Here is a 21,437-nt window from a genome sequence, read left to right on the forward strand (position 1 = left end):
CCATGCTCGACCTGCATTGCCACATGCTGCCGGGCATCGACGATGGGCCGACCGACATCGCGGTATCGCTGGCGATGGCCCGCTGCGCCGTGGACGACGGCATCCGGTTCACGGCCTGCACGCCGCACATCTATCCGGGCCTGTACGAAAACGCACGCGCCGGCATCGAGACGGCCGTGAATGATTTCCGTCGCGCGCTGGCGGAGGCGGGCATTCCGCTGCAGCTGGGCGTCGGCGCCGACACGCACCTGGCGCCCGACCTGGTGGAAGGCGTGCGCGACGGCCGGGTGCCGACGATCAACGGAAGCCGTTACCTGCTGCTGGAGCCCCCCCACCATGTGGCGCCACCTCGCTTCGCCGAATCGGTCTTCAACCTGATGGCCGCCGGCATCGTGCCCGTGATCACCCACCCCGAGCGGCTGAGCTGGATCGAAACGCACTACACGCATTTCGCCGACGTGGTGAAGCAGGGCGCCTGGATGCAGCTCACCGCGGGCAGCCTGACCGGCCGCTTCGGCAAGCGCCCGCAGTACTGGGCAGAACGCATGCTGGACGAAGGCCTGGTGCACATCCTGGCCACCGACTCGCACCACATCGACAAGCGGCCGCCGCTGCTGGCGGAGGGCCGCGAAGCCGCAGCCCGCCGCCTGGGCGCCGAAGAAGCCAACCATCTGGTCATCACGCGGCCCCAGGGCATCGTGGATGACGTTTCTCCCGATCAACTGCCGCCCTTACCGGCGCGCCCCGCCAAGGCCAGCGCCCCGCGCGGGCTATGGCAGCGGCTCTTCGGTACTCCATAATCACCGCCCCGGCGGAATCGAGTGAATATGAACAAGAAGATCCTGGCCACCTTCGCGGTCCTGATGATGCTGCTGATCACCGCGTGCGCGGGCAGCAACTCGCAGGCCATCCGCAGCGGCACGGCGCGTGCGGTGACCGCGACCGACGAACTGGGCGAGCCCGATACCCGCGCGGCCTCGGGCGCCTACACCGGTGCGTCCGAATACCGCGTCGGCGCGCAGGACCTGCTGGAAATCAGCGTGTTCCAGGTGGCCGACCTCAACCGGACGGTGCGCGTGAACTCCAACGGCCAGATTTCGCTTCCACTGGTCGGCTCGGTGCAGGCCGGTGGCAAGACCGTCCAGGAGCTTGAAGCGGCGATCGCTGGGCTGCTGACCGAGTCCTACCTGCAGAATCCCCAGGTCACCGTGTTCGTCAAGGAATACACCAGCCAGCGGGTCACGCTGGAGGGCGCGGTCAAGTCGCCGGGTGTGTACTCGATCACCGGCAAGACGTCGCTGCTGCAGGCCATTGCGATGGGCGGCGGTCTTTCGGATCTGGCCAACCTGCAGGGCGTGGTCGTGTTCCGGACGGTGGATGGAAAGAAGATGGCGGCGGTGTTCGACATCCGCGCGATCCGTGCCGGCAATGCTGCCGATCCGCAGATCTACGGCGACGACATCGTGGTGGTGGACCAGTCCGGTGCCAAGACCGGCCTGAGGCGGATACTGGAAACGCTGCCGGTATTCAATTTGTTCGGCGTTTACTAGTTCGCCACGGGATCAAGACTCATGCATGAGAACAACAATGACTCCGGCCAACCGGGGAATGGCGACAACCTGCCGGCGCCGTCCACCGAGCGTGCGCATGCCTTGATGGCCCAGCGCAACCAGGCGATGAGCCTGGATCTGCGACAGCCCGATGCCGCCGAAGCCGATGGCGAGATAGACCTCCTCAGCTATTGGAACGTTCTGCTGAAGCGGCGCTGGACGGTCCTCGGTGCCATGGGCATCGTGCTGGCCACCAGCCTGGTCGCCACCTTGCTCACCACGCCGGAGTACCGCGCCACCGTCAGCCTGCAGATCGATCGGGCAAGCGTCAAAGTGGTCAATGTGGGCGCCACCGAAGGGGAGGCAGCGTACGACTTTGAGTTCTACGCCACCCAGTACGAGCTGCTGCGCAGTCGTGCGCTGGCGCAGCGCGCAGCGGCGGACCTCGGTCTGACCAACCAGGCGCAGCTTGATCGGCTGGCCATCCCCTCGGCGCTGGACCGCGTCATGTCGGTGTTCGGCGGTTCAGGCGGCGGCGCGGAGGCTGAAGCCGGCGAGCGCACGTCCGATGAACAGGTCCAGCGCGCGGCGACTGCGTTGATAGCGCGAGGCCTGAAGGTGTCACCGATTGAAGATACCAAGATCGCCAGGATAAGTTTTGACAGCCCCGACCCGGCATTTGCGGTGCGCGCGGCGAATGCCGTCGCCAACGCGTTTATCGAAAGCTCGCTCGAGCGCAGGACCGATTCGTCCCTCTACGCCAAGAAGTTCCTGGAAGAGCGACTGGCGGAGCTCAAGCTCAAGCTCGAGGATTCGGAGCGTCAGCTGGTTGAGTTCGCGCAGAGCGAACAGCTGGTTTCGTCTGGCGGAGAGACCGGGTCATTGAGCGAGCAGAATCTCAGCGCGCTAAATGCAGCCGTCCAGTCGGCCAGCCAGGAGCGGATCAAGGCCGAAGCCCGCTGGCGCCAGGCGCAGGCGTCGCGTGGCACGGTGCTGCTGGGCGAGCTGGGCGAAAACTCCATCATCCAGTCCCTGCAGGAACGCCGCGCGACCCTGATGGCCGAATACTCCGAGAAGCTGGGGCTCTACAAGCCGGCTTACCCGCTGATGATCCAGCTCAAGACCCAGATCGACGAGGTGGACAAACAGATCGCGGCCGAGATCGAGAACAACAAGGCGGCAATCCAGGCCGAGTTCCTGGCGGTCCAGGAGCAGGAGCGTCTGTTGGCCGAGCAACTTGCCAATTTGAAGGTCGAGAACCTCGATCTGCAGAACCGGTCCATTCAGTACAACATCTTCAAGCGCGAGGTGGACACCAACCGCCAGCTCTATGACGGCCTCCTGCAGCGTTACAAGGAAATCGGCGTCGCCGCGGGCGTCACCACCAACAATATTTCCATCGTGGACCGGGCCGAGAACGCCGCGCGGTTCAAGCCCAACATGTTGCGCAACCTGTTGATGGGCCTTGTTGCGGGTTTGGCACTTGGCGTGCTGCTGGCGCTGGTGTTCGAGTTCCTCGACGACACGCTCAAGAACCCGGAAGACGTCGAAAAGCGCCTCGGGCTGTCGGTGCTGGGCGTGATCCCGCTGCTCAAGGCCCCGATGACGCCGGCCAAGGCGCTCGAGGACCCCCGGTCGGCCTTCGCCGAGTCTTACCGGTCGGTGCGCACCGCGCTGCAGTTCTCCACCGACCACGGCGTGCCGCGCTGCCTGCTGATCACCAGCGCCACGCCGTCCGAGGGCAAGTCCACCACGGCGCTCACGCTGGCCAAGAACTTCGCGCAGCTGGGCAAGCGCGTGCTGATCATCGACTCCGACCTGCGCAACCCCTCGCTCCACCGCTCGCTCAGCAAGGAGAACAGCAAGGGGCTCAGCAACTACCTGGCCGGCGCCACCAAGGCCACCGAAGTGATCCAGCCCACCGAGTTCCCGGGTCTGATGTTCATGCCTGCGGGCCCGCTGCCGCCGAATCCTGCCGAGCTGCTGATGGGCCCGCGAATGCTGTCCCTGCTCAGCACGGCCGGCGAGAAGTTCGACCAGGTGATCATCGACGGTCCGCCGGTGATGGGCCTGGCCGACGCGCCGATCCTGGCCAACATGGCCACCGGCGTGCTGCTGGTCGTGGAGTCCGGCGAGACCCGCATCGCGGTGGCCAAGCATGCGCTCAAGCGCCTGGTGGCGGCCCGCGCCCACGTGATCGGCGCGCTGATGACCAAGTTCAGCAACAAGCACGCGGGCCCGGGTTACGGCTACGGCTCTTACAACTACTATGCGTACGGCGGCAAGGACGAACCCAAGCGGCTGGGCAAGAGATGATCGAAAGCCGGGGCCACGCGCTGGAACAAGCCCTGGCCTACTACCGGGCGCCGGCACTGCTGTCCATGGCGGCCCAGCGCCCCTTGCCCGAAGACGTGCTTGATCTGCTGCGGCTGGCGGCGGGCGACGACGTGCTGGCGGAGCAGCAGGCCGAGGCCAGCGGCGAGACGGCCGGCGTGGTGGTCGATGCGGCGGTGTTCTTCGTTCAGCAGGTCCTTTTCGCGCCGGGCGCCGACAGCCACCGCGTGCTGGGGGTGAATGCGGACGCACCCGAGGCGCGGATCAAGGAGCACTACCGCTGGCTGGTGCGCTGGCTGCACCCGGACCGCAACCAGGATGACTGGGACAACGTCTACGCCGAACGCGTCAACCGCGCGTGGCAGGACCTGCGGCGCCGTGGCGCCGGTTCGGGGGTGTCAGCCGCGGTGCCCGCGGTGGTGCCGCGCACCGCGCCGCCGGCGGGCGTGGTCGCGCCGCCGGCCCGGGTCCGCATAGACCACGCGGATGCCGCCGCGCCGATGATTTCCTCCCGCACCGCCCAGCGGCTGCCTGCCATCGTGCTGGGCGGCTTGGGCATGCTCGCGGGCGCGACACTGATGCTGATGTGGTACGCGCGTCCGACGAGTTCGGACGAAGAATTGATCTTCCCGCGCGTCGCCGACGCCTCCGAAGGACCGCAGGAATCCCCGCTGGATGCGATGGTGTTCGCGCCGGCCCCGCCGCCGCCGGCGCTGGATGCCGGCGCTCAGGCTGCGGCCTCCGCGCCCGGGATCGGCTCCGGCGATGAAGCCGCGGCGGGCGCCACGCCACCCTCGGAGACCGTCGCCCCCGTCATCCCGGTCGCGCCGCATCGCACCGCGCCGGCGCCCCTGGCGGCTGCGAGCGCGGTGGCAACGCCCCGCGCTGCGCCAGAAGTGCCGCCGGCCCCAGCCGGCGCGGCGTCTTTCGAACCGGGGCGGGCTGCCCAAGTAGCCGCCGCGGCGATCCCGCGCACGACCGCGCGGGCGGCCGAGCCGCGGGCTGCGCTCGGCGATGACGTGTCCGTGCGCGCCACCCAGGCACCGGTCGTTGCCACGGCCACCGCCGACACCACGCCCGCGCAGGCCGCCGCCACCAGCGAAGCCGCGGGCCGTGCCGTCGCGCGGCGCTTCACGGACGCGTACGGGCAGGGCGACATCAACGCCCTGATGCGCCTGTTCACCCGCGATGCGCGCAATGACCGCGGCGGCCGCGACGCGATCGTCTACGACTACCAGTCCCTGTTCTCCGGCAGCCACGAGCGATCGTTGGCACTCGATCCCAGCGGCTGGATCGCACGCGACGACGGAGCGACCCTGATCACGCGCTACGAGGCGCGGGTGAAGATGCGCGGCAAGCTGCGCACGACGGTAAGCCGCGGCGGCCTGCGTTTCGACCTGCGCCAGGAAGGCGGCGAACTGCGCATCAGCAAACTGAGCCTGGAAGACGATGCTGACTGAGCGCGGTGCCGGGAACGCTTCCATCGCCCGACGGGTGACAGGGCTGGTCTGCCTGGCGCTCCTGGGGCTGGTGGGCTGGCGCGTCCTGTCGCTGGGCATGGCCGACCGCCTGGCCCTGGAACGGCCGGATTCGGCGCTGGCCTGGCGCGCGGGTCACCCGCAGGCGCTGCTGGCCCGTGCCGAGGCGCTGGCCCGTGATCCGGCCCAGACCGAGGCCGCCGCCGAGTTGGCGCGCCAGGCCCTGCGCGCCGACCCGATCGATGGCCGGGGGTATCGCGTGCTGGGGCAACTGGCCGATCGGGCAGGGGATACCGACAAGGCTGCCGAGCTTTTCGCCCTGGCGGTGTCGCGTACGCCGCGGGACGTGCCCACGCAGACTTGGCTGGCCAGTCATCACCTGCGCCGAGGCGATGCCGCCGCGGCGCTCGTGCATCTCGATTCGCTGTTCCGCACTTCGCCGCGACTGAGCCGTCAGCTCCTGCCGGCCCTGCTGGCCATGGCGGCCGCACCGCAAGCCCAGCCCGCCCTCGAGGAAAGCCTGGCCGCGCGCCCGCCGTGGCGTCGCGAGGTGCTGGTCTCGATCATCCAGCAGTCGCCCGACGTGGACGCGATTTTCCCCCTGATCGCCCGCCTGAGGGCGACGGCTCCCGGGCTGGCCCCGGCCGAGGAAGCCGCCTGGCTGGATCGCCTGATGCGCGAGAAGCGCTGGCCCCAGGCCTACCTGACCTGGGTCGGTTCGCTGCCGCCCGACAGGCTCAAGACGCTGGGCAATGTGTTCAACGGGGGCTTCGAATTCGAGCCCAGCCAGTCCGGGTTCGACTGGCGCTTTGGCAAAGTGGTCGGAGCGCTGGTGAGTCGGGAGCCGGTCGAGGGCGCCACCGGGTCCATGGCCCTTCGCCTCCGGTTCCAGGACCGGCGCGTCAAATTCGACCATGTCCGCCAGCTGCTGGCCCTGGCGCCAGGCCGCTACCGGCTCTCGGGTCGCTTCCGGCCCGAACAGCTGGAAAACGAGCGTGGGTTGGTCTGGTCGGTCCACTGCGCCCCCGCCGGCCCGCCGCTGGGAGAAACCGAAGGACTTCGGGGCGACGGCCCCTGGCGGGATTTCGGCGCCGACTTCGAGGTTCCCGCGCAGGGTTGCGGCGGGCAGCAGCTGGTGCTGAAGCTGCCGGCGCGGGGACCGGCCGAAGAGAGGGTGCGAGGCGAGGTCTGGTTCGACGACCTTCGGATTGTCAGAAGCGCGGCCGGTCCGGGCATCCCAGTGCGTTGAGGAAAAGCTGAACGCAGCATGCAGGGTGCAGGACGTAAGTCACAGAATTTGCTTGCTTTTGGCCCCAATGCTCCTCTAACCTTGTGTCGTCGTGTCACTACTCGTGCTAGCCGAAGCCCCCGCAAGGCAAAGCGTCATTCGCAACAGGCAACAAATCTCGGAGATCACGAAATGATCCGCATCACTTGCCTCATCGCCGCCTCGCTGCTCGCCGGTTCCGCCTTTGCCGCGGACGCCGACGCCAACCAGGTCGCCGCGGCCTCGCTCGCCAACCAGCAGGGCACCGTGCTCGTGAATCAGGGCGAGGAATTCGTCACTGCCGCGGACTCGCATGTGCTCATGGCCGGTGACCGCGTCATGGTCATGGAAGGCGGCACGGCTGAAATCGTGTTCACCGACGGCTGCGTGCTGCCGCTGGCCTCCGGCTCGCTGGTCCAGGTGCCCGCCACCTCCACCTGCGCCGGTTCGGTTGCGTCGGTCGAGTCCATCGGCCCGAGCTACGCCCAGGCCGTGGGCGCCAGCGAGGACGACGATTCCACCCTCAAGACCACGCTGTGGATGGGCACCGCCATCGTCGCGATGATCGCCGCCCTCGGCGGTGATGCCGACCCGAAGGATCCGCCGCTGCCCGTCAGCCCGTAATCGGCTGACGCCATCGCTCAAAGGCCGCCTCCGGGCGGCCTTTTTGTTGGGCTTGCACGGGCCCGGCGTGGCATCATTGCGGCTTGTTTCGCCGAGCCCGGCAGCGACCTTGCAGGGCCGTCGGGATTTGAATTCTTGGGGGTAGGATGCCGGCGTCATTGAATCTCGCCCGGACCCAGTGGCTGCTGGCGGCCGCCACCCTGGTGCTGGCGGTTCTGCTGGGAGGCGGGCAGGGCACCTTGGGCGACACCCTGTGCCAGCTGCTCGCCGTAACCCTGTTGGTGACGGTCGTCGTACGCCAAGCCACGGATACCGACGCCGCGCTGCCGCGCGTGGCCTGGCTGGCCCTGGTTCCGGTGGCCCTGCCGCTGCTGCAGCTGCTTCCGGTGCCCGAGGCGCTCTGGACGATGCCCGCCGCCCGTGCCGATATCGCCGCACAGCTGGCCAGTGTCGGAGTCGAGCCCCCTCACCGCCTGGGCCTGGTGCCCCTGGCCACCGAGCGCGCGCTGTTCTGGCTGCTGCCCGCCGTGAGCCTGTTCCTGGCGACGCTGCAGATGACGCCGCGCGCCCGGCTGCGCCTGGTGCTGGTGTTCCTGGCGTTGGCGGCGGTGAGCATGGTGCTGGGTATCGCCCAGCTCTCCGCGGGCAAGGACAGCGGCCTGCGCTTCTACGACATCACCAATCCCAGCAGCGCCGTCGGTTTCTTCGCCAACCGCAACCATTTCGCGATGCTTCTGGTCGCGGCCATTCCCTTCGTGATGATCGGCACCGCGGCGCAGGTCTTCCGTCGGCTCGAGTCCGGCCAGAGCCTTGCACTGTGGATCTGGGCGGGTGCGGGCGCGATCGTGCTGTTGTTCCTGAGCATCGCCACCGCGGGTTCGCGCGCGGGCCTGCTGCTGGGCGTGATGGCACTGGTGCTCAGCGTGCCTGCGGTGATGGGCTTCCATCGCAGCCGCCGCACCAAGCTGCTGATCGGTTCGCTGATGGGCGCGGGCGCCGCCATCGGCCTGGCTTTCGTCGTGTTCGGCGCGACCCGCAGTTTCAGCAAGGATCCGCTGGAAGAAAGCCGCGTGCAGTTCGCCAACATCACGCTGGAGGCGGCGCGCGCGCATGCGCCGCTGGGCACCGGGCTGGGTGGCTTCCGGCGCGCGTTCGAAGGTTTCGACACGCAGTCGCCGCTCAACGTCTACGTCAATCATGCGCACAGCGATCCGGTGGAGCTTTGGCTGGAGGGCGGCTGGCTGTTCCCGCCGCTGGCCCTGGTGCTGGGCGCTGCGTTCCTGGTCGCGGGCTGGCGCGCCTGGCGCCATGGCGACGGCCGCGGCGGCTCCGACGGCATCTGGGTCAGCCGCGCCGCGTGGATCGCGCTGCTGCTGATCTCCGCCCACTCCTTCGTGGATTACCCGCTGCGCACCACCACGCACCTGGCGCTGGCAGGCCTGCTGGCCGCCTGCCTGGTGCGCGCGGCACGACCTTCAACACACCTCCGGATTGAATGACACCGTTTATGGCCAACACCACCTCCACCAAGATCGCCGTCATCGGCCTGGGTTACGTCGGGCTGCCGCTGGCGGTCGAGTTCGGCAAGCAGTACGACACCATCGGCTACGACATCCGCGCCGAACGCGTCGCCGAGCTGGGGCAGGGCAGGGACAGCACGCTGGAGGTTTCCGCGGAAGAGCTGGCCGCCAGTCCGCGTCTGCGCTACGCCAGCCGGCTGGAGGACATCCGCGACTGCACGGTCTACATCGTCACCGTGCCCACGCCGATCGACGCGGCCAAGCGGCCCGACCTGACGCCCCTGGTCAAGGCCAGCGAGGCGATCGGCAGCGTGCTCAAGGCCGGCGACACGGTCATCTACGAATCCACCGTCTACCCGGGCTGCACCGAGGAAGTGTGCGTGCCGCTGCTGGAGAAGGCCTCGGGCCTGGTGTTCAACCGCGACTTCCACTGCGGCTACAGCCCCGAGCGCATCAACCCGGGCGACAAGCTGCATCGGGTCACCACCATCCTCAAGGTCACCTCGGGGTCAACGCCGGAGGCGGCCGACTTCGTGGACGCGCTGTACGGCAGCATCATCACCGCAGGCACGCACAAGGCCAGCAGCATCAAGGTGGCCGAGGCAGCGAAAGTGATCGAGAACACGCAGCGCGACGTCAACATCGCCCTGATCAACGAGCTGGCGCTGATCTTCAACAAGCTCGACATCGACACGCTGGAAGTGCTGGAGGCCGCCGGAACCAAGTGGAACTTCCTGCCGTTCCGTCCTGGCCTGGTCGGCGGCCACTGCATCAGCGTAGACCCGTATTACCTCACCCATAAGGCCCAGGAGATCGGCTACCACCCGGCGGTGATCCTGGCCGGGCGCCGGATCAACGACGGCATGGGTGCGCACGTGGCTTCCCAGGTGGTGCGGCTGATGGCGCGCAAGGGCATCAATCCGGTGGGCGCGCGCGTGCTGGTGCTGGGCCTGGCGTTCAAGGAAAACTGCCCGGACCTGCGCAATACGCGCGTGGTGGACATCCTGGCGGAACTGGCCGAGTACCAGGCGCAGGTGGATGTCTACGATCCGTGGGTGGACGCCGCCGAAGCCGGGCACGAGTACGGCATCACGCCCGTGTCGGCGCCTGAGGCAGGTGCCTACGATGCGGTGGTGCTGGCCGTGGGCCATGCCGAGTTTGCGAAGCTGGGCGGCGCGGGCGTGCGCGCCTTCGGCAAGCCGCAGAGCGTGGTCTACGACGTGAAATACGTGCTGCCGCGGGATGCGGTGGACGGGAGGCTTTGAGATGAAGGTCCTGGTCACCGGCACCGCCGGATTCATCGGTTCGCATCTCGCGATGCGTTTGCTCGATCGCGGCGATGAAGTCGTCGGCTTCGACAACATGAGCGATTACTACGACGTGAACCTGAAGAAGGCGCGTCTGGCACGCTTCATGGACCATCCCAACTACACGCACGTCGAGGCCGACCTGGCGGACCGCGAAGCGGTGGAGGCAACCTTTGCCGCCCACAAGCCGCAGCGCGTGGTCAACCTGGCTGCCCAGGCGGGCGTACGCTACGCGGCGCAGAACCCGCATGTGTACGTGAGCAGCAATGTCACCGGCTTCCTGCAGATCTTGGAAGGTTGCCGCCACCACGGTGTCGAACACCTGGTGTTTGCATCCACCAGTTCGGTCTACGGCGCGAACACGAAGATGCCCTTCAGCGAGCACCAGAGCACCGAGCATCCGCTGACGCTGTACGCGGCGACCAAGAAGGCCAACGAGATGATGGCGCACAGCTATGCGCACCTCTATGGCATTCCGTGCACCGGGCTGCGCTTCTTCACGGTTTACGGGCCCTGGGGCCGGCCGGACATGGCGCTGTTCCTGTTCACCAAGGCGATCCTGGCCGGTGAGCCGATCAAGGTGTTCAACCATGGCAAGCACAAGCGCAGCTTCACCTACGTGGACGACATCGTGGAGGGCGTGATCCGCACGCTGGACCAGCCGGCCGGTGCGAACGCGCAGTGGAACGGCATGGCCCCGGACCCGGCCACCAGCAACATCCCCTACCGGATCTTCAATATCGGCAACGAGCAGCCGGTAGAGCTGCTGCGCTACATCGAAGTGCTTGAGCAGTGCCTGGGCCGCAAGTCGAAGATGGAGATGTTGCCATTACAGGCGGGGGATGTGCCCGATACCGAGGCGGATGTTTCCGAACTCATCAGTCGCGTCGGCTATAGCCCAGTGGTACAGGTTGAGCAGGGCGTAGCCAGCTTTGTGTCTTGGTACCAGTCCTATTACGAGGCAGTAAAAGAATGACCGCGAAAATTCATCCTTTGGCTGATGTCCAGTCGCCCGTTGTCGGCGAGAGGACTTCAATCTGGCAATTCGTGGTGGTGCTTCCCCAGGCTAGTATCGGCAACGACTGCAACATTTGTTCTCATTGTTTCATTGAGAACGATGTCATTGTCGGGGATCGGGTAACGATCAAGAACGGCGTACAGCTTTGGGACGGAACGAGGCTTGGCGACGACGTTTTTGTAGGTCCGAATGTCACTTTCACGAATGACAAAATGCCACGTAGCAAGCGGCAGCCGGCCAAGTACCTAGAGACGCATGTGGAGTCAGGGGCGTCTATTGGTGGTGGGGCTACCATTCTTCCCGGCTTGCGCATTGGTCGCAACGCCATGGTGGGGTCTGGAGCAGTAGTCACTCGTTCCGTCCCGCCAAATGCGATCGTGGTCGGTAATCCTGCACGAATCGTCGGATACGTCGATGCTTCCAGTACCAGCAAAGCCGCCGTGGCTGCGACAGCCAACAAAGACAACTTGGAGATGGCTGCCGGATTGGCGAAGCTCCACACCTTGCCAAGGGTCACCGATATCAGGGGCAGCCTCGCTGTCGGCGAGTTCGAACGATCGGTGCCTTTCGCTGTGAAGCGTTTCTTTGTTGTCTTCGATGTGCCGAGTGAGGAGACGCGCGGGGAGCATGCGCATCGCGAGTGCCACCAGTTCCTGGTCTGTGTCCGCGGCAGGGTTAGCGTCGTCGCTGATGACGGCAGCATCCGCCGTGAATTCCTCCTCGACCGTCCAGAGATTGGTCTGCACCTTCCGCCGATGGTTTGGGGCATTCAGTACCAGTACTCGCCAGATGCTGTTTTGCTTGTGTTCGCTTCACATTTCTACGACTCCCAGGATTACATCCGGGACTATGACGAGTTCATCGCCCTGACCGGGGAGAGTGCATGATTCCTTTCCTGGATCTGAAGGCGCCTCATGTTGAACTTCACGACGAGGTCATGGAAGCAATCGGCCGGGTTGTCTCTTCTGGCTGGTACGTACTGGGTCCGGAAGTTGATGCGTTCGAGGCTGACTATGCGGCCTACTGCGAGGCCTCGCATTGCGTCGGAATGGCAAACGGCCTGGACGCACTGCATCTTGCGTTGAGGGCAATGGGCGTCGGGCACGGCGACGAGGTCATCGTTCCATCAAATACCTACATCGCTACGTGGCTCGCCGTCAGCCAATGCGGCGCGACACCGGTTGCTGTGGAGCCGGTCGAGGCGACGTACAACATGGATCCGGGCAAGATTGAGGCTGCGATTACTCCCCGGACAAAGGTGATCCTGCCTGTTCACCTGTACGGGCAGCCGGCGGACATAGATCCGATTCTCGATATCGCCCGGAGGCACGGCCTTCGAGTGTTGGAAGACGGCGCGCAATCGCATGGCGCGCGCTACAAGGGGCGTCGAATCGGCTCGCACGGTGACGCCGTTGCATGGAGCTTCTATCCCGGAAAGAACCTCGGTGCGCTGGGCGATGCTGGAGCGGTCACTACCGATGATTCTGTACTGGCAGACCGCATCAGGGTCCTCAGGAACTACGGTTCGCGGGTCAAGTACGTGAATGAAGTCCAAGGTTACAACAGCCGTTTGGATCCGATCCAGGCAGCGGTGCTCCGGGTAAAGTTGAAGCATCTGGATAGCTGGAACTCGCGGCGCGAAACCATTGCTGGAAACTACCTGCATGGACTTAAGGACAGTGGCTTGATCCTGCCAGTGGTGCCGTCCTGGGCTCAGCCGGCATGGCATCTATTCGTCGTTCGTTCGGCACGGCGCGATGAGTTGCAGGCGCAGTTGACCTCGGCCGGCATCGGCACCCTCATTCATTACCCAATTCCGCCGCATCTCCAGAAGGCTTATGAAACGGAAGGTGGCGCGGGTGTTGGGCATCCCATTGCCGAACGAATGGCCAAGGAGGTGATTAGTCTTCCCATTGGCCCCCACTTGAGTTCGGCGCAGACTTGTCGGGTTATCGACGGTGTGCTTCTGCATGCGTAGCGGCCAAGCCGGCTGTTGCCTGGCAAGGGCGCGTACAAAGCGCGCGATGACTGAAGCGCTCAGCTGTCGGTGCGAGGACTAGCGTGGCCAGCACCTATCGGCAGATACTTAAGACATCGTCGATCATCGGCGGCGCATCCTTTCTAAATATCCTGATCGGCCTGTTCCGGATCAAGGTAGTCGCAGTTCTACTTGGGCCAGCTGGTGTAGGCCTGCTCGGAATCTTCAACAATGTTGTTGCATTCGCATCAACCCTCGCCGGACTTGGCGTCGGCAACATTGGAACGCGTCAGGTAGCGGAGGCGGCTGGCGGCGGCGATGCGAGGCAGCTTCAGATCGCCAGGCGAGCATTGCTTCTCGCGACACTATTGTTGGCAGTCCTGGGAGGCATTGGCTTTTGGCTCTTGCGCGCTCAGATAGCGACGCTGGTGCTTCGCGATCCTGCCGCGTCGACCGATATAGGATGGCTCGCGATCGGTGTCGCGCTCACCATAGCTGCGGCGTCGCAGAATGCGCTGCTTAATGGCATGCGCCGTATCGGCGACCTCGCGCGAATTTCGGTCGTTTCCGCAGTGGTCTCGACTGCGGTTGCAGTGGCGGCGGTTTGGTGGCTGGGGCGCGACGCAATTGTCATAGTCGTGATTGCAACGCCTTTGGCCGGCTTTATCCTTGGCCATTGGTATGTGGCCAGACTGCCGAAAAGTGCGGCAAGTGCGCCCGCACTGGGTGAGCTTTCTCACCAGTGGCGAACCCTGCTCAGGTTGGGCGTAATTTTCATGGCTGCAGGCCTGGCGCCCGTCGCAGGCCAGCTGATGGTGCGCGTTCTGGTCCAGAGGGAACTCGGGATGGATGCGCTTGGTCACTTCCAGGCCGCCTGGGTGATATCCATGACCTACATCGGTTTCATCCTGCGCGCCATGGGCACGGACTATTATCCAAGACTGACTGCCGTCATTGGTGACGGCGCGCTTGTGAATCGCATGGCAAACGAGCAGACGGAGGTTGCGCTGCTGCTCGCGTCCCCGGTGCTATTGGCAATGCTGGCTGTGGCGCCTTGGGTCATCCAGTTGCTGTACTCAAGCGCGTTTGTCGAGTCGGTAGATGTCTTACGGTGGCAGATCCTTGGCGATTTCGTGAAGATTGCGAGCTGGCCGCTGGGTTACATACTTCTTGCGTCCGGCGCAGGCAAGACCTACCTGGTCTCTGAGTGGGGCGCTGCCGCTGTCTTCGTGGGCCTTACGGCTGTTCTGCTTCCCGTTATCGGCATCTCAGCAACGGGAGTGTCATTCCTTGGCCTGTACCTCGCGCACTTGGCAATCGTCTATTGGCTTGCCGTCAGAAGGACTGGTTTTAGGTGGTCGGCGAAGGTCGGCCTCCTCTTCCTTTCGGGGACTTTCACAGCGCTTCTTGTTGTCGGGGTTTCCTTCATTTCAGGCTGGGCGTCCATTGCCCTGGGCTTAATCGCGTCCTTGGGATTCGGCATATATGCAATCGTGAGCCTTTCCGAGGCGGCGGAACTCAGCGGCCCGCCCGCCAAATTTGCTGCGCTGGCGAGGCGTCTCGTAAGAAGGGTGTTTTGAACGGCGGGTGTGCGCAGATGTCTGGCAACATGACCTGATTCGAGCAACCGTGCGTGGCGGATCCTGCGGCCAGAGAAAAAGAGCAGCGATCTGCCACTTTGGCAAGAAATGGGTCTGGATCGTTTGCTCAATTGTCAGATCGCTTGAATGGATGTAGTGAATGATTGCTATCTATCTGAACACGATACGTGAGTGGGGCGGGGTGGACGTCCTGGCGGCTCGCTTTGCCACTTTCCTGCGGGAAGCTGGGGAGCCTTTCTTTATCGTCGAGCCTGAGGGCGGGCGGATAAGAAAGGAGCTTCCTTGGGCGACATTTCATGCGCCCGACTCTTTATCGGCGGTGGAAGAGCCGGACCATGTTCTCGTAACGAGCCTGCCTAAGCTGGTCCACGACCAGTTTCCGTGGGGGGTCTTTCGCGGCTCGAAGATTCTGGCGTGGGCAGTGCATCCCCTTGATCCTTTTCGAAAGTTCTTTCCGTACTCCGGAAAGCTCTTGGATCACCTGGGTTTCCCGGCGGTTCGCGCCGTGCAGTGGTGTCTACCGTCCCACAATCGACTGGTGCGCAGATTCTTTTCCTCGTTGATCGGCGGCAACGGACTCTGTGCAATGGATGGGGCGAACCTCCGGGCACTTTGCCACTTCTATCCGGGCATCGCTTCATCGGTGCCAATCATCCCAGTGCCATCTCCGCTGTCGTTCAGCGGCGAGTCGAAGGCGACGAGTGAGGCCCTGTCGGTAAGCTATTTCGGTAGGCTCGACCGCTTCAAGTGGAGTGCGCTCAGTTCGTTCATTGACGGATCGCTTGGGCCAAGGGCAAAGATGCAGCCAGTCTCCTTGCATTGCATTGGTGACGGCCCGTGCATGCCGGATCTTGAAAGTGCTTGCGCGCGTTTTGGAGTCGGCCTGGTGAAGCATGGCTTTATGCCGAACTACGATGCGATAAAATGTGTCGCCACATACTCCGACATTGCCGTCGCCATGGGTACAGCGGCGCTTGACGCTGCGGGTACGGGTCATCCCTGCATAATCATCGATCCTGCGCTTGGTCCTTTCAGGAAGTCTCAGCGCTTGTTTAGATTCGTTGATGAAACTCCTGACTTCACTGTGGGTGAATATCGCGATGCGCCTGGCTATGTGCACGGTCTTCGCTCCTTCGACGAGTGCGTCGAGCCCGCGATGATCGCTCGCCATCGCGAAGCTGCGCGAGACTATGTCGGTAGCCGACATGCGCCTGATGCCTGCTTTGGAGGACTCCTCGCAATGCTAATGAACAGCCAAGTTCGTGGCGAGGACTTGGCTGACAACGCCAGGGGGATAATGGCCTCGTTCCATGCCCCCGATGAGAAGAAGGTGGCACGGCGATGATCGACGTCTCTTGTTCCGAGTGCGCCCAGCGAAATTGAATCTCGCCCGATTCCTGCGTCTTGGATGTATTCACGCGATTCTGGCGTAATGACTGGGGAGTGTCCCGTGGATTTTGAGATTCGCGAAATGCCTCGAACAGAGGCTGAGGTGCTGCAAGTCTTCGATGTATGCCGCAGCGCTTTTCCCAATATTCACCTGGATAGGTTTCGCAGCAACTGGTTGAGCAGCAGCGACCTGTCCACGTTCTTTGGCGCCTATTCGGAAGGGCGACTTGTCGCAGTCAACGGATTCATTGCTCACCGTATCCTTCTGGATGGTTGCCGCCGTCAGGCATTTCAGTCCTGCTGGTCCGCGACAGCCCCGGACTTCCGTGGCAAGGGCTTGTTCACCAAGATAATCAATCACGCCAAGGGTGCGTTGGCCGGGCGTGCTGCATTCATTTTCGGTTTTCCGAATCACTTGTCAGGCCCAATCTTCACAGGGAAACTGGGTTTCCAGGAAGTTGCCATGGCGCGCGCCGTATTCGCGACGCGGGGGCCTAGGGCTATGCTGCAGCAACAGTTGGCGTGTGGACGCTATCAGGACGCGCTTTCATCCTCCAGCCTTGTCAAGTTCGACCAGTATGAGAACGCTGCGTGGAAACGGCAGGAGTACGGCCCTGCGCTAATTGAGTTCGAGCACAACACCAACTACATGTGGGGCACAGTGGCTACCAGGAATGTTGGTGGCGCCGAAGTGAAGGTGCTGCTGGTGGGAGGCTGCGAGATCAACAAGCCACGTCTTTTCGGCGAGCTGATGCGCGCTGTCGGCCGGAAGGGAGGCATCTCTCTGGCGCGCATCGTCTGCAGCAGGAAAAGCCTGCTTGCTACCTCCGCCAGATTCGTTCTTTCCGGCAGCCGAACCGAGCCATTCATTCATTTCCCGGTGGACGTCGCTACGGATCGGCTCCAGTTTGATGCGTACACCGGGTTGAAGGACGTCTACTGATGACTTCCCGCCTTGCAGATTCCTTGCTGCAACTTCTGCCGCGGGCAGGGGTTTGTGTCTTGTCGCGCACCAGGTTCATTCCCGTGTTGCACGTCGAGCGACTTCAGGACGATTCGAGCTTCGCGCGCACGCTCGCGTTTGCCGAGGGATACCTTGGCGCTACCGGTGAGAGAGCACTGCTTACCGTGATAACCCCGATGGCGCCCATGCTTGCCATGGAGCTAAAGGCGGCTGGGCTTTCAGAGGATTTCTACCGGGAGCGGATAGGGTCGCTTGCGCGCTTCGCCGACATCGGCCTGCATGGCCACTACCTGCGCGAACCTTCGTCGCCAATTCGTCCTGTCCACAATTACTGGAACGAGGCGTCCATAATCGCTGCCCAGATCGAACTGGAGCGGGACTGGCTTGAGCGCCGCGGGTTGATGACGCATCGGGCGTACTCGGCGGGGTGGTGGCATTTGGATGCTGGTCTCGTGAAGACGCTGGCCGCCCTCGGTTTCAGGATGGATTTCAGCTCGTCGACAGCGCGGTTCAACGACAGCCCCGGCGCGGTGCGCAGTGAGCGCTTCCGCCGTAGCCCCGTCATTTTTGCCCATCCTGACGCCCCGGGTATTCTTGCCGTCTGGGCAGTTTCCAGTCTTGGAGACTCGGCGGCCCGGTCGTTCGTGGTCCGTCGGGCGCTGACAGCGTTTCCGAAGTTGCTCTTTCGCAAGGAGGAGAGCTTTCTTTCGCTCTACAGCCATGACTGGGATCTGAACGTGGAAGGGGCATTGAAGACTGTCGAGACGCTCAAAGCGCATGGCGCAGGCTTCGTCTCGCTTCAGGGGCTTCTGGATAGAGGTTTGGCAGGTTCCAGTGCGAATCAGGCAGTTCCGTCATGAGTCTGATTGCGGACTCAATCCCGTTGCCTGAATCGAAAATTTCTGGCGCTCGTCCCGAGGCCCCCATTGCTCACGCTACCGACCCAGGTCGCTGGAAGAGCGCGACCCCGTGATTGCCGGATCAGGAGCCATGGGTAAGATCGCGATCCTTCTGCCGGACCTTCGTCCTGGCGGCGCCGAGCGGTTGCATGTCAACCTTGCCCGCGCCTGGATTGCCCGCGGCTTCGAGGTGGAGTTCGTCTTGCGGCAGAGACGAGGTGAACTGCTGGGGGAGCTACCGCGAGGGGCCACGGTTGTCAGCCTGGAGGCGTCGCGCGTCCGCGGCTCGGTCCTGCCACTCTCGCGATACTTGCGCAGTACCCCGCCGCAGGCCCTGCTTGCCGCGATGTGGCCGCTGACCGCCGTGGCTGCGCTGGCTGCAAGACTGGCTGGATTCGAGGGGCGCGTGCTTGGCAGTGAACACTCTCCTCTGTCTCTCGCCTATGCAGATCGAGGGCGTTTGCACCGTTGGATCCTGTCGACCAGTCAGCGATGGGCGTATCCCCGGCTGGATGCGGCAATTGGCGTTTCGGCAGGCGTGGCAGATGACCTTGCTCGAATGTCGGGTCTGCCGAGGGACTTGTTCAAGGTTATTCACAACCCTGCAGCTTTGGGGATGGCTGGTGTGCGGACGGACGTTCCACTGGAACTTGCTTCGGTGCCACGCCCGGTTTTCTTGACGGTGGGCACCCTGAAACGGGTAAAGCGGCAGGACATCCTCATTGACGCTTTCGGCAGATTGGCGGCGCACGGCCGAGGGACGCTGTGCATCCTCGGAGATGGTCCCGAGCGGGATGCATTGGCGGCCAAGGTTCAGGCTCTCGATCTGGGGGATGCGGTGCTGATGCCCGGTTTCGTTGCGGACCCCGGCCCTTGGTACGCTGCCGCGGATGTGTTCGTCCTCTCGTCGGAGTACGAGGGGTTTGGTAACGTGATCGTCGAAGCGATGGAGCATGGGCTTCCGATTGTCAGCACAGACTGCGTCGCGGGTCCCGCCGAGATACTTGAGGGCGGCAAGTACGGAACGCTGGTGCCCGTGGGTGATGCGCAGGCGTTGTCCGAAGCAATGCGGGATGCGTTGCCGGCCCCTCTCGCCAAGGCCGCGCTGCAAGCCCGTGCCAGAGAGTTTGGCCTGGATGTTGTCGCAGAGCGCTATCTGGACCTCCTGATCCCCGGCTGGCGTTCCGGGGCCGTGGCATGACCGCCGGCGTTCTTTACATCTCCTACAGCGGCATGCTCGAGCCGCTGGGCCAGTCCCAGGTGCTCGCTTACCAGGAGCGCCTGGCCGCCGACCATCCGGTCCACATCCTGAGTTTCGAACGTGCGTCCGACTGGGCCGATGACGCGCAGCGCACCGCCGTCGCCAAGCGCATGGCCGACGCCGGCATCCAATGGCATCCGCTGCGCTACCACAAGCGGTTTTCGTTGCTGGCCACCTTCTGGGACGTCCTCTGCGGCTCGTTCGTGGGCTGGCGCCTTGTCCGAAAGCATGGCTTGGATATCGTGCATGCACGCAGCTACGTACCTTCGGTGATGGCCCTGGTGATCAAGCGGCTGACCGGCGTGCGCTATGTGTTCGACATGCGCGGGTTCTGGGTGGACGAGCGCGTGGACGGCGGTCTGTGGCCGCGCGGCGGCCGGGTGTATCGCGGCGCCAAGTGGTTCGAGCGTCGCTTCCTGCTGGCCGCCGACCACGTCGTCTCGCTGACCCGGGCGGGGTTGGTGGAGCTCGCGAAGTTCGACTACCTGCGTGGCCGCATGCCGCCTGCCAGCGTGATCCCCACCTGCGCCAACCTGTCGCGGTTCAAGCCGCAGGGTGACCCGGAGCCCGGCCTGGTGCTGGGCTACGTCGGCTCGGTGGGCACGTGGTACCTGTTTGATGAAGTGGTGACCGCATTCCGCCAGCTGCGCGAGCTTCGGCCCGACGCCCGCCTGCTGGTGATCAACCGGAACGACCACGCCTACGTGCGCGACCGGCTGCAGGTTGGCGGTGTGCCGATGGAGGCTGTCGAGATTCGCGCCGCCAGCCACGCCGAAGTGCCGGCGCAGATGGCGCGCATGCACGCAGGCGTCTTCTTCATCAAGCCCGTGTTCTCCAAGCAGGCCTCGGCCCCCACTAAGCTGGGCGAGTTCCTTGGTTGCGGCATTCCCTGCCTGGCCAACGCCGGAGTGGGTGATATGGCCGAGATCTTGGAGAGCGATCGCGTTGGGGTGGCCATAGCCGACTTTGACCCCGCTACCATCCACGCCGGCATGGCACGGCTTATGGCGTTGGTGACCGACCCCGCGGCCTCGTCACGCTGCGTGGCCTCGGCCCAGGCGCACTTTTCACTCGACGAGGGCGTGCGCCGCTACCAGTCGGTCTATCGCAGCCTGGAGCCCCGTTCGTGAGCAGCCCCGCCGTTGAATCGCTGCGCCCGCTGAAGGTGCTATTCCTCACCCGCTACCCGGTGGACGGCGCGTCCAGCCGCTACCGCGTGTACCAGTACCTGCCGCACTTCGAGGCGCTCGGCGTGCAGTGCCGCGTGCAGAGCTTCATGTCGCAGGCCATGTACCAGCTGAGCTTTTCGAAGGGTCGATCGCTGCGCAAGATGTGGGAAACTGGCAAGGCGGTGCTTCGGCGGCTGGTTGTGCTGGCCGGATATGGGCGCTACGACATCATCTACATGCAGCGGGAGCTGCTCCCCTTCGGTCCACCGGTGATCGAGCGCTTCCTGCGCTGGCGCGGTGCTACCTTGGTATTCGACTACGATGACGCGCTGTTCATCCACAAGCCCAGCCGCTACAACCCATTGGCCAGCCTTTTGCGCTCGCCCGATAAGGTGCGCCAGCTGTTTGGCATCGTGCACTGCGTGATCGCCGGCAACGACTGGCTGCGGGATGAAGCGCGCAAGTCCGGCGCGCAGGCGGAAACCGTGGAGGTGGCCGAGGATACCGTGCGCATCCAGCCGCATGGCCCCCACACCAACGATGTCCCGGTCACCCTCGGCTGGCTGGGTTCAAGCTCGACCGTGAAGTACCTGCGCCTGATCGAACCGGTGCTGGTGGAACTGGCGGCGCGGAATCCGCAGCTCCGATTCGAGATCATGGGTGGGGGGGAATTCTCGATGCCGGGCGTGCCGTGGACCCTGACGCCGTGGTCGCTGGACGGTGAATTGGAAGCTTTGCGCCGATTCGACATCGGCATCATGCCGCTGCCCGACGAGCAATGGGCCAACGGCAAGTCGGGCGGCAAGGCGCGTACCTACATGGCGGCGGGCGTCGTGCCGGTCTGCGCCGCGGTTGGCTACAATCTGGAGCTGATCGACCACGGCCGCACGGGATTCCTCTGTGCCAGCCATGACGACTGGCTGCAGACCCTCCATCGATTGGTGGGTGACGCGTCGCTGCGGGATCGCGTGGGCAGGGCCGCCCGCGAGGAAGTCACCCGCAGGTTCTCCCCCCTGGTCCAGGCGGCCCGCCTGCGTGCCATCTTCGATACGCTAGTGGCACGAGCCAGGCCCTGAGA

Annotated in this window: 17 protein-coding genes and 3 pseudogenes; all 20 read left to right on the forward strand. The window is 64.4% G+C overall.

From position 1 onward, the window contains the following. Nucleotides 1-2 precede the first annotated feature (2 nt). The 20 genes and pseudogenes from ACOQFR_RS03025 (at nt 3) to ACOQFR_RS03120 (ending at nt 21,435) form a co-directional block, all read left to right on the forward strand. Nucleotides 3-800, forward strand: coding sequence for a tyrosine-protein phosphatase (locus ACOQFR_RS03025; RefSeq protein ID WP_421378373.1), 798 nt, complete (start codon nt 3-5; stop codon nt 798-800). Between the two features lie 27 nt (nt 801-827). Continuing rightward, nucleotides 828-1,550: a polysaccharide biosynthesis/export family protein gene (locus ACOQFR_RS03030; protein WP_421378375.1), complete on the forward strand. Its 723-nt coding sequence runs from the start codon at nt 828-830 to the stop codon at nt 1,548-1,550. A 21-nt stretch (nt 1,551-1,571) separates the two neighbouring features. Then, complete coding sequence (locus ACOQFR_RS03035; RefSeq protein WP_421378377.1) at nt 1,572-3,866, forward strand: GumC family protein; 2,295 nt, start codon at nt 1,572-1,574, stop codon at nt 3,864-3,866. After that, the gene (locus ACOQFR_RS03040; RefSeq protein WP_421378379.1) at nt 3,863-5,344 is read left to right on the forward strand and encodes a DnaJ domain-containing protein; all 1,482 of its coding nucleotides are present in this window, start codon (nt 3,863-3,865) and stop codon (nt 5,342-5,344) included. The genes ACOQFR_RS03035 and ACOQFR_RS03040 overlap by 4 nt, the downstream gene beginning before the upstream one ends. Continuing rightward, nucleotides 5,334-6,611, forward strand: a complete 1,278-nt coding sequence (locus ACOQFR_RS03045) for a tetratricopeptide repeat protein (RefSeq protein ID WP_421378381.1) — start codon at nt 5,334-5,336, stop codon at nt 6,609-6,611. The genes ACOQFR_RS03040 and ACOQFR_RS03045 overlap by 11 nt, the downstream gene beginning before the upstream one ends. A 171-nt stretch (nt 6,612-6,782) precedes the next feature. Continuing rightward, the gene (locus ACOQFR_RS03050) at nt 6,783-7,253 is read left to right on the forward strand and encodes a hypothetical protein (protein WP_421378383.1); all 471 of its coding nucleotides are present in this window, start codon (nt 6,783-6,785) and stop codon (nt 7,251-7,253) included. A gap of 158 nt (nt 7,254-7,411) precedes the next feature. Beyond that, a complete protein-coding gene (locus tag ACOQFR_RS03055; RefSeq protein WP_421378385.1) occupies nt 7,412-8,752 on the forward strand; it encodes an O-antigen ligase family protein in 1,341 nt (446 codons plus the stop codon). An 8-nt stretch (nt 8,753-8,760) separates the two neighbouring features. Then, a complete protein-coding gene (tviB, locus tag ACOQFR_RS03060) occupies nt 8,761-10,038 on the forward strand; it encodes a Vi polysaccharide biosynthesis UDP-N-acetylglucosamine C-6 dehydrogenase TviB (RefSeq protein ID WP_421378387.1) in 1,278 nt (425 codons plus the stop codon). Between the two features lies 1 nt (nt 10,039). Continuing rightward, a complete protein-coding gene (locus ACOQFR_RS03065) occupies nt 10,040-11,056 on the forward strand; it encodes an NAD-dependent epimerase (protein ID WP_421378389.1) in 1,017 nt (338 codons plus the stop codon). Further along, a pseudogene (locus tag ACOQFR_RS03070) lies at nt 11,053-11,289 on the forward strand (isomerase); the annotation flags it as partial. The gene ACOQFR_RS03065 and the pseudogene ACOQFR_RS03070, both read left to right, overlap by 4 nt. 21 nt (nt 11,290-11,310) lie before the next feature. Then, nucleotides 11,311-11,508: pseudogene (locus ACOQFR_RS03075) on the forward strand (isomerase); the annotation flags it as partial. A gap of 93 nt (nt 11,509-11,601) precedes the next feature. Continuing rightward, nucleotides 11,602-11,985 (forward strand): annotated as a pseudogene (locus tag ACOQFR_RS03080) (sugar 3,4-ketoisomerase); the annotation flags it as partial. Next, a complete protein-coding gene (locus tag ACOQFR_RS03085; RefSeq protein ID WP_421378391.1) occupies nt 11,982-13,076 on the forward strand; it encodes a DegT/DnrJ/EryC1/StrS family aminotransferase in 1,095 nt (364 codons plus the stop codon). The pseudogene ACOQFR_RS03080 and the gene ACOQFR_RS03085, both read left to right, overlap by 4 nt. An 83-nt stretch (nt 13,077-13,159) precedes the next feature. Next, a complete protein-coding gene (locus tag ACOQFR_RS03090; RefSeq protein ID WP_421378393.1) occupies nt 13,160-14,656 on the forward strand; it encodes an O-antigen translocase in 1,497 nt (498 codons plus the stop codon). 160 nt (nt 14,657-14,816) lie between these two features. After that, nucleotides 14,817-16,022, forward strand: coding sequence for a hypothetical protein (locus ACOQFR_RS03095; protein ID WP_421378395.1), 1,206 nt, complete (start codon nt 14,817-14,819; stop codon nt 16,020-16,022). A gap of 105 nt (nt 16,023-16,127) precedes the next feature. Then, nucleotides 16,128-17,009 (forward strand): GNAT family N-acetyltransferase, encoded by an 882-nt coding sequence (locus ACOQFR_RS03100; RefSeq protein WP_421378398.1) that lies wholly within the window; start codon nt 16,128-16,130, stop codon nt 17,007-17,009. Continuing rightward, nucleotides 17,009-17,890 (forward strand): hypothetical protein, encoded by an 882-nt coding sequence (locus tag ACOQFR_RS03105; protein ID WP_421378400.1) that lies wholly within the window; start codon nt 17,009-17,011, stop codon nt 17,888-17,890. Before ACOQFR_RS03100 ends, ACOQFR_RS03105 begins: the two co-directional genes overlap by 1 nt. Before the next feature lie 130 nt (nt 17,891-18,020). After that, nucleotides 18,021-19,130, forward strand: coding sequence for a glycosyltransferase (locus tag ACOQFR_RS03110; RefSeq protein ID WP_421378402.1), 1,110 nt, complete (start codon nt 18,021-18,023; stop codon nt 19,128-19,130). Then, entirely contained in the window at nt 19,127-20,320 is a 1,194-nt protein-coding gene (locus ACOQFR_RS03115; RefSeq protein WP_421378404.1) for a glycosyltransferase, read from the forward strand. Before ACOQFR_RS03110 ends, ACOQFR_RS03115 begins: the two co-directional genes overlap by 4 nt. After that, complete coding sequence (locus ACOQFR_RS03120; RefSeq protein ID WP_421378406.1) at nt 20,317-21,435, forward strand: glycosyltransferase family 4 protein; 1,119 nt, start codon at nt 20,317-20,319, stop codon at nt 21,433-21,435. The genes ACOQFR_RS03115 and ACOQFR_RS03120 overlap by 4 nt, the downstream gene beginning before the upstream one ends. Nucleotides 21,436-21,437: the final 2 nt, after the last annotated feature.

The organism is Arenimonas sp. MALMAid1274 (assembly GCF_049195245.1).
In the GTDB taxonomy this organism is placed as follows: Bacteria; Pseudomonadota; Gammaproteobacteria; order Xanthomonadales; family Xanthomonadaceae; genus Arenimonas.

Bases quoted from the DNA above. Each gene is read 5' to 3' on its own strand.
- ACOQFR_RS03025 (WP_421378373.1), top strand. From the start codon at position 3: ATGCTCGACCTGCATTGCCACATGCTGCCGGGCATCGACGATGGGCCG.
- ACOQFR_RS03030 (WP_421378375.1), top strand. From the start codon at position 828: ATGAACAAGAAGATCCTGGCCACCTTCGCGGTCCTGATGATGCTGCTG.
- ACOQFR_RS03035 (WP_421378377.1), top strand. From the start codon at position 1,572: ATGCATGAGAACAACAATGACTCCGGCCAACCGGGGAATGGCGACAAC.
- ACOQFR_RS03040 (WP_421378379.1), top strand. From the start codon at position 3,863: ATGATCGAAAGCCGGGGCCACGCGCTGGAACAAGCCCTGGCCTACTAC.
- ACOQFR_RS03045 (WP_421378381.1), top strand. From the start codon at position 5,334: ATGCTGACTGAGCGCGGTGCCGGGAACGCTTCCATCGCCCGACGGGTG.
- ACOQFR_RS03050 (WP_421378383.1), top strand. From the start codon at position 6,783: ATGATCCGCATCACTTGCCTCATCGCCGCCTCGCTGCTCGCCGGTTCC.
- tviB (WP_421378387.1), top strand. From the start codon at position 8,761: ATGGCCAACACCACCTCCACCAAGATCGCCGTCATCGGCCTGGGTTAC.
- ACOQFR_RS03065 (WP_421378389.1), top strand. From the start codon at position 10,040: ATGAAGGTCCTGGTCACCGGCACCGCCGGATTCATCGGTTCGCATCTC.
- ACOQFR_RS03085 (WP_421378391.1), top strand. From the start codon at position 11,982: ATGATTCCTTTCCTGGATCTGAAGGCGCCTCATGTTGAACTTCACGAC.
- ACOQFR_RS03095 (WP_421378395.1), top strand. From the start codon at position 14,817: ATGATTGCTATCTATCTGAACACGATACGTGAGTGGGGCGGGGTGGAC.
- ACOQFR_RS03105 (WP_421378400.1), top strand. From the start codon at position 17,009: ATGACTTCCCGCCTTGCAGATTCCTTGCTGCAACTTCTGCCGCGGGCA.
- ACOQFR_RS03110 (WP_421378402.1), top strand. From the start codon at position 18,021: ATGGGTAAGATCGCGATCCTTCTGCCGGACCTTCGTCCTGGCGGCGCC.
- ACOQFR_RS03115 (WP_421378404.1), top strand. From the start codon at position 19,127: ATGACCGCCGGCGTTCTTTACATCTCCTACAGCGGCATGCTCGAGCCG.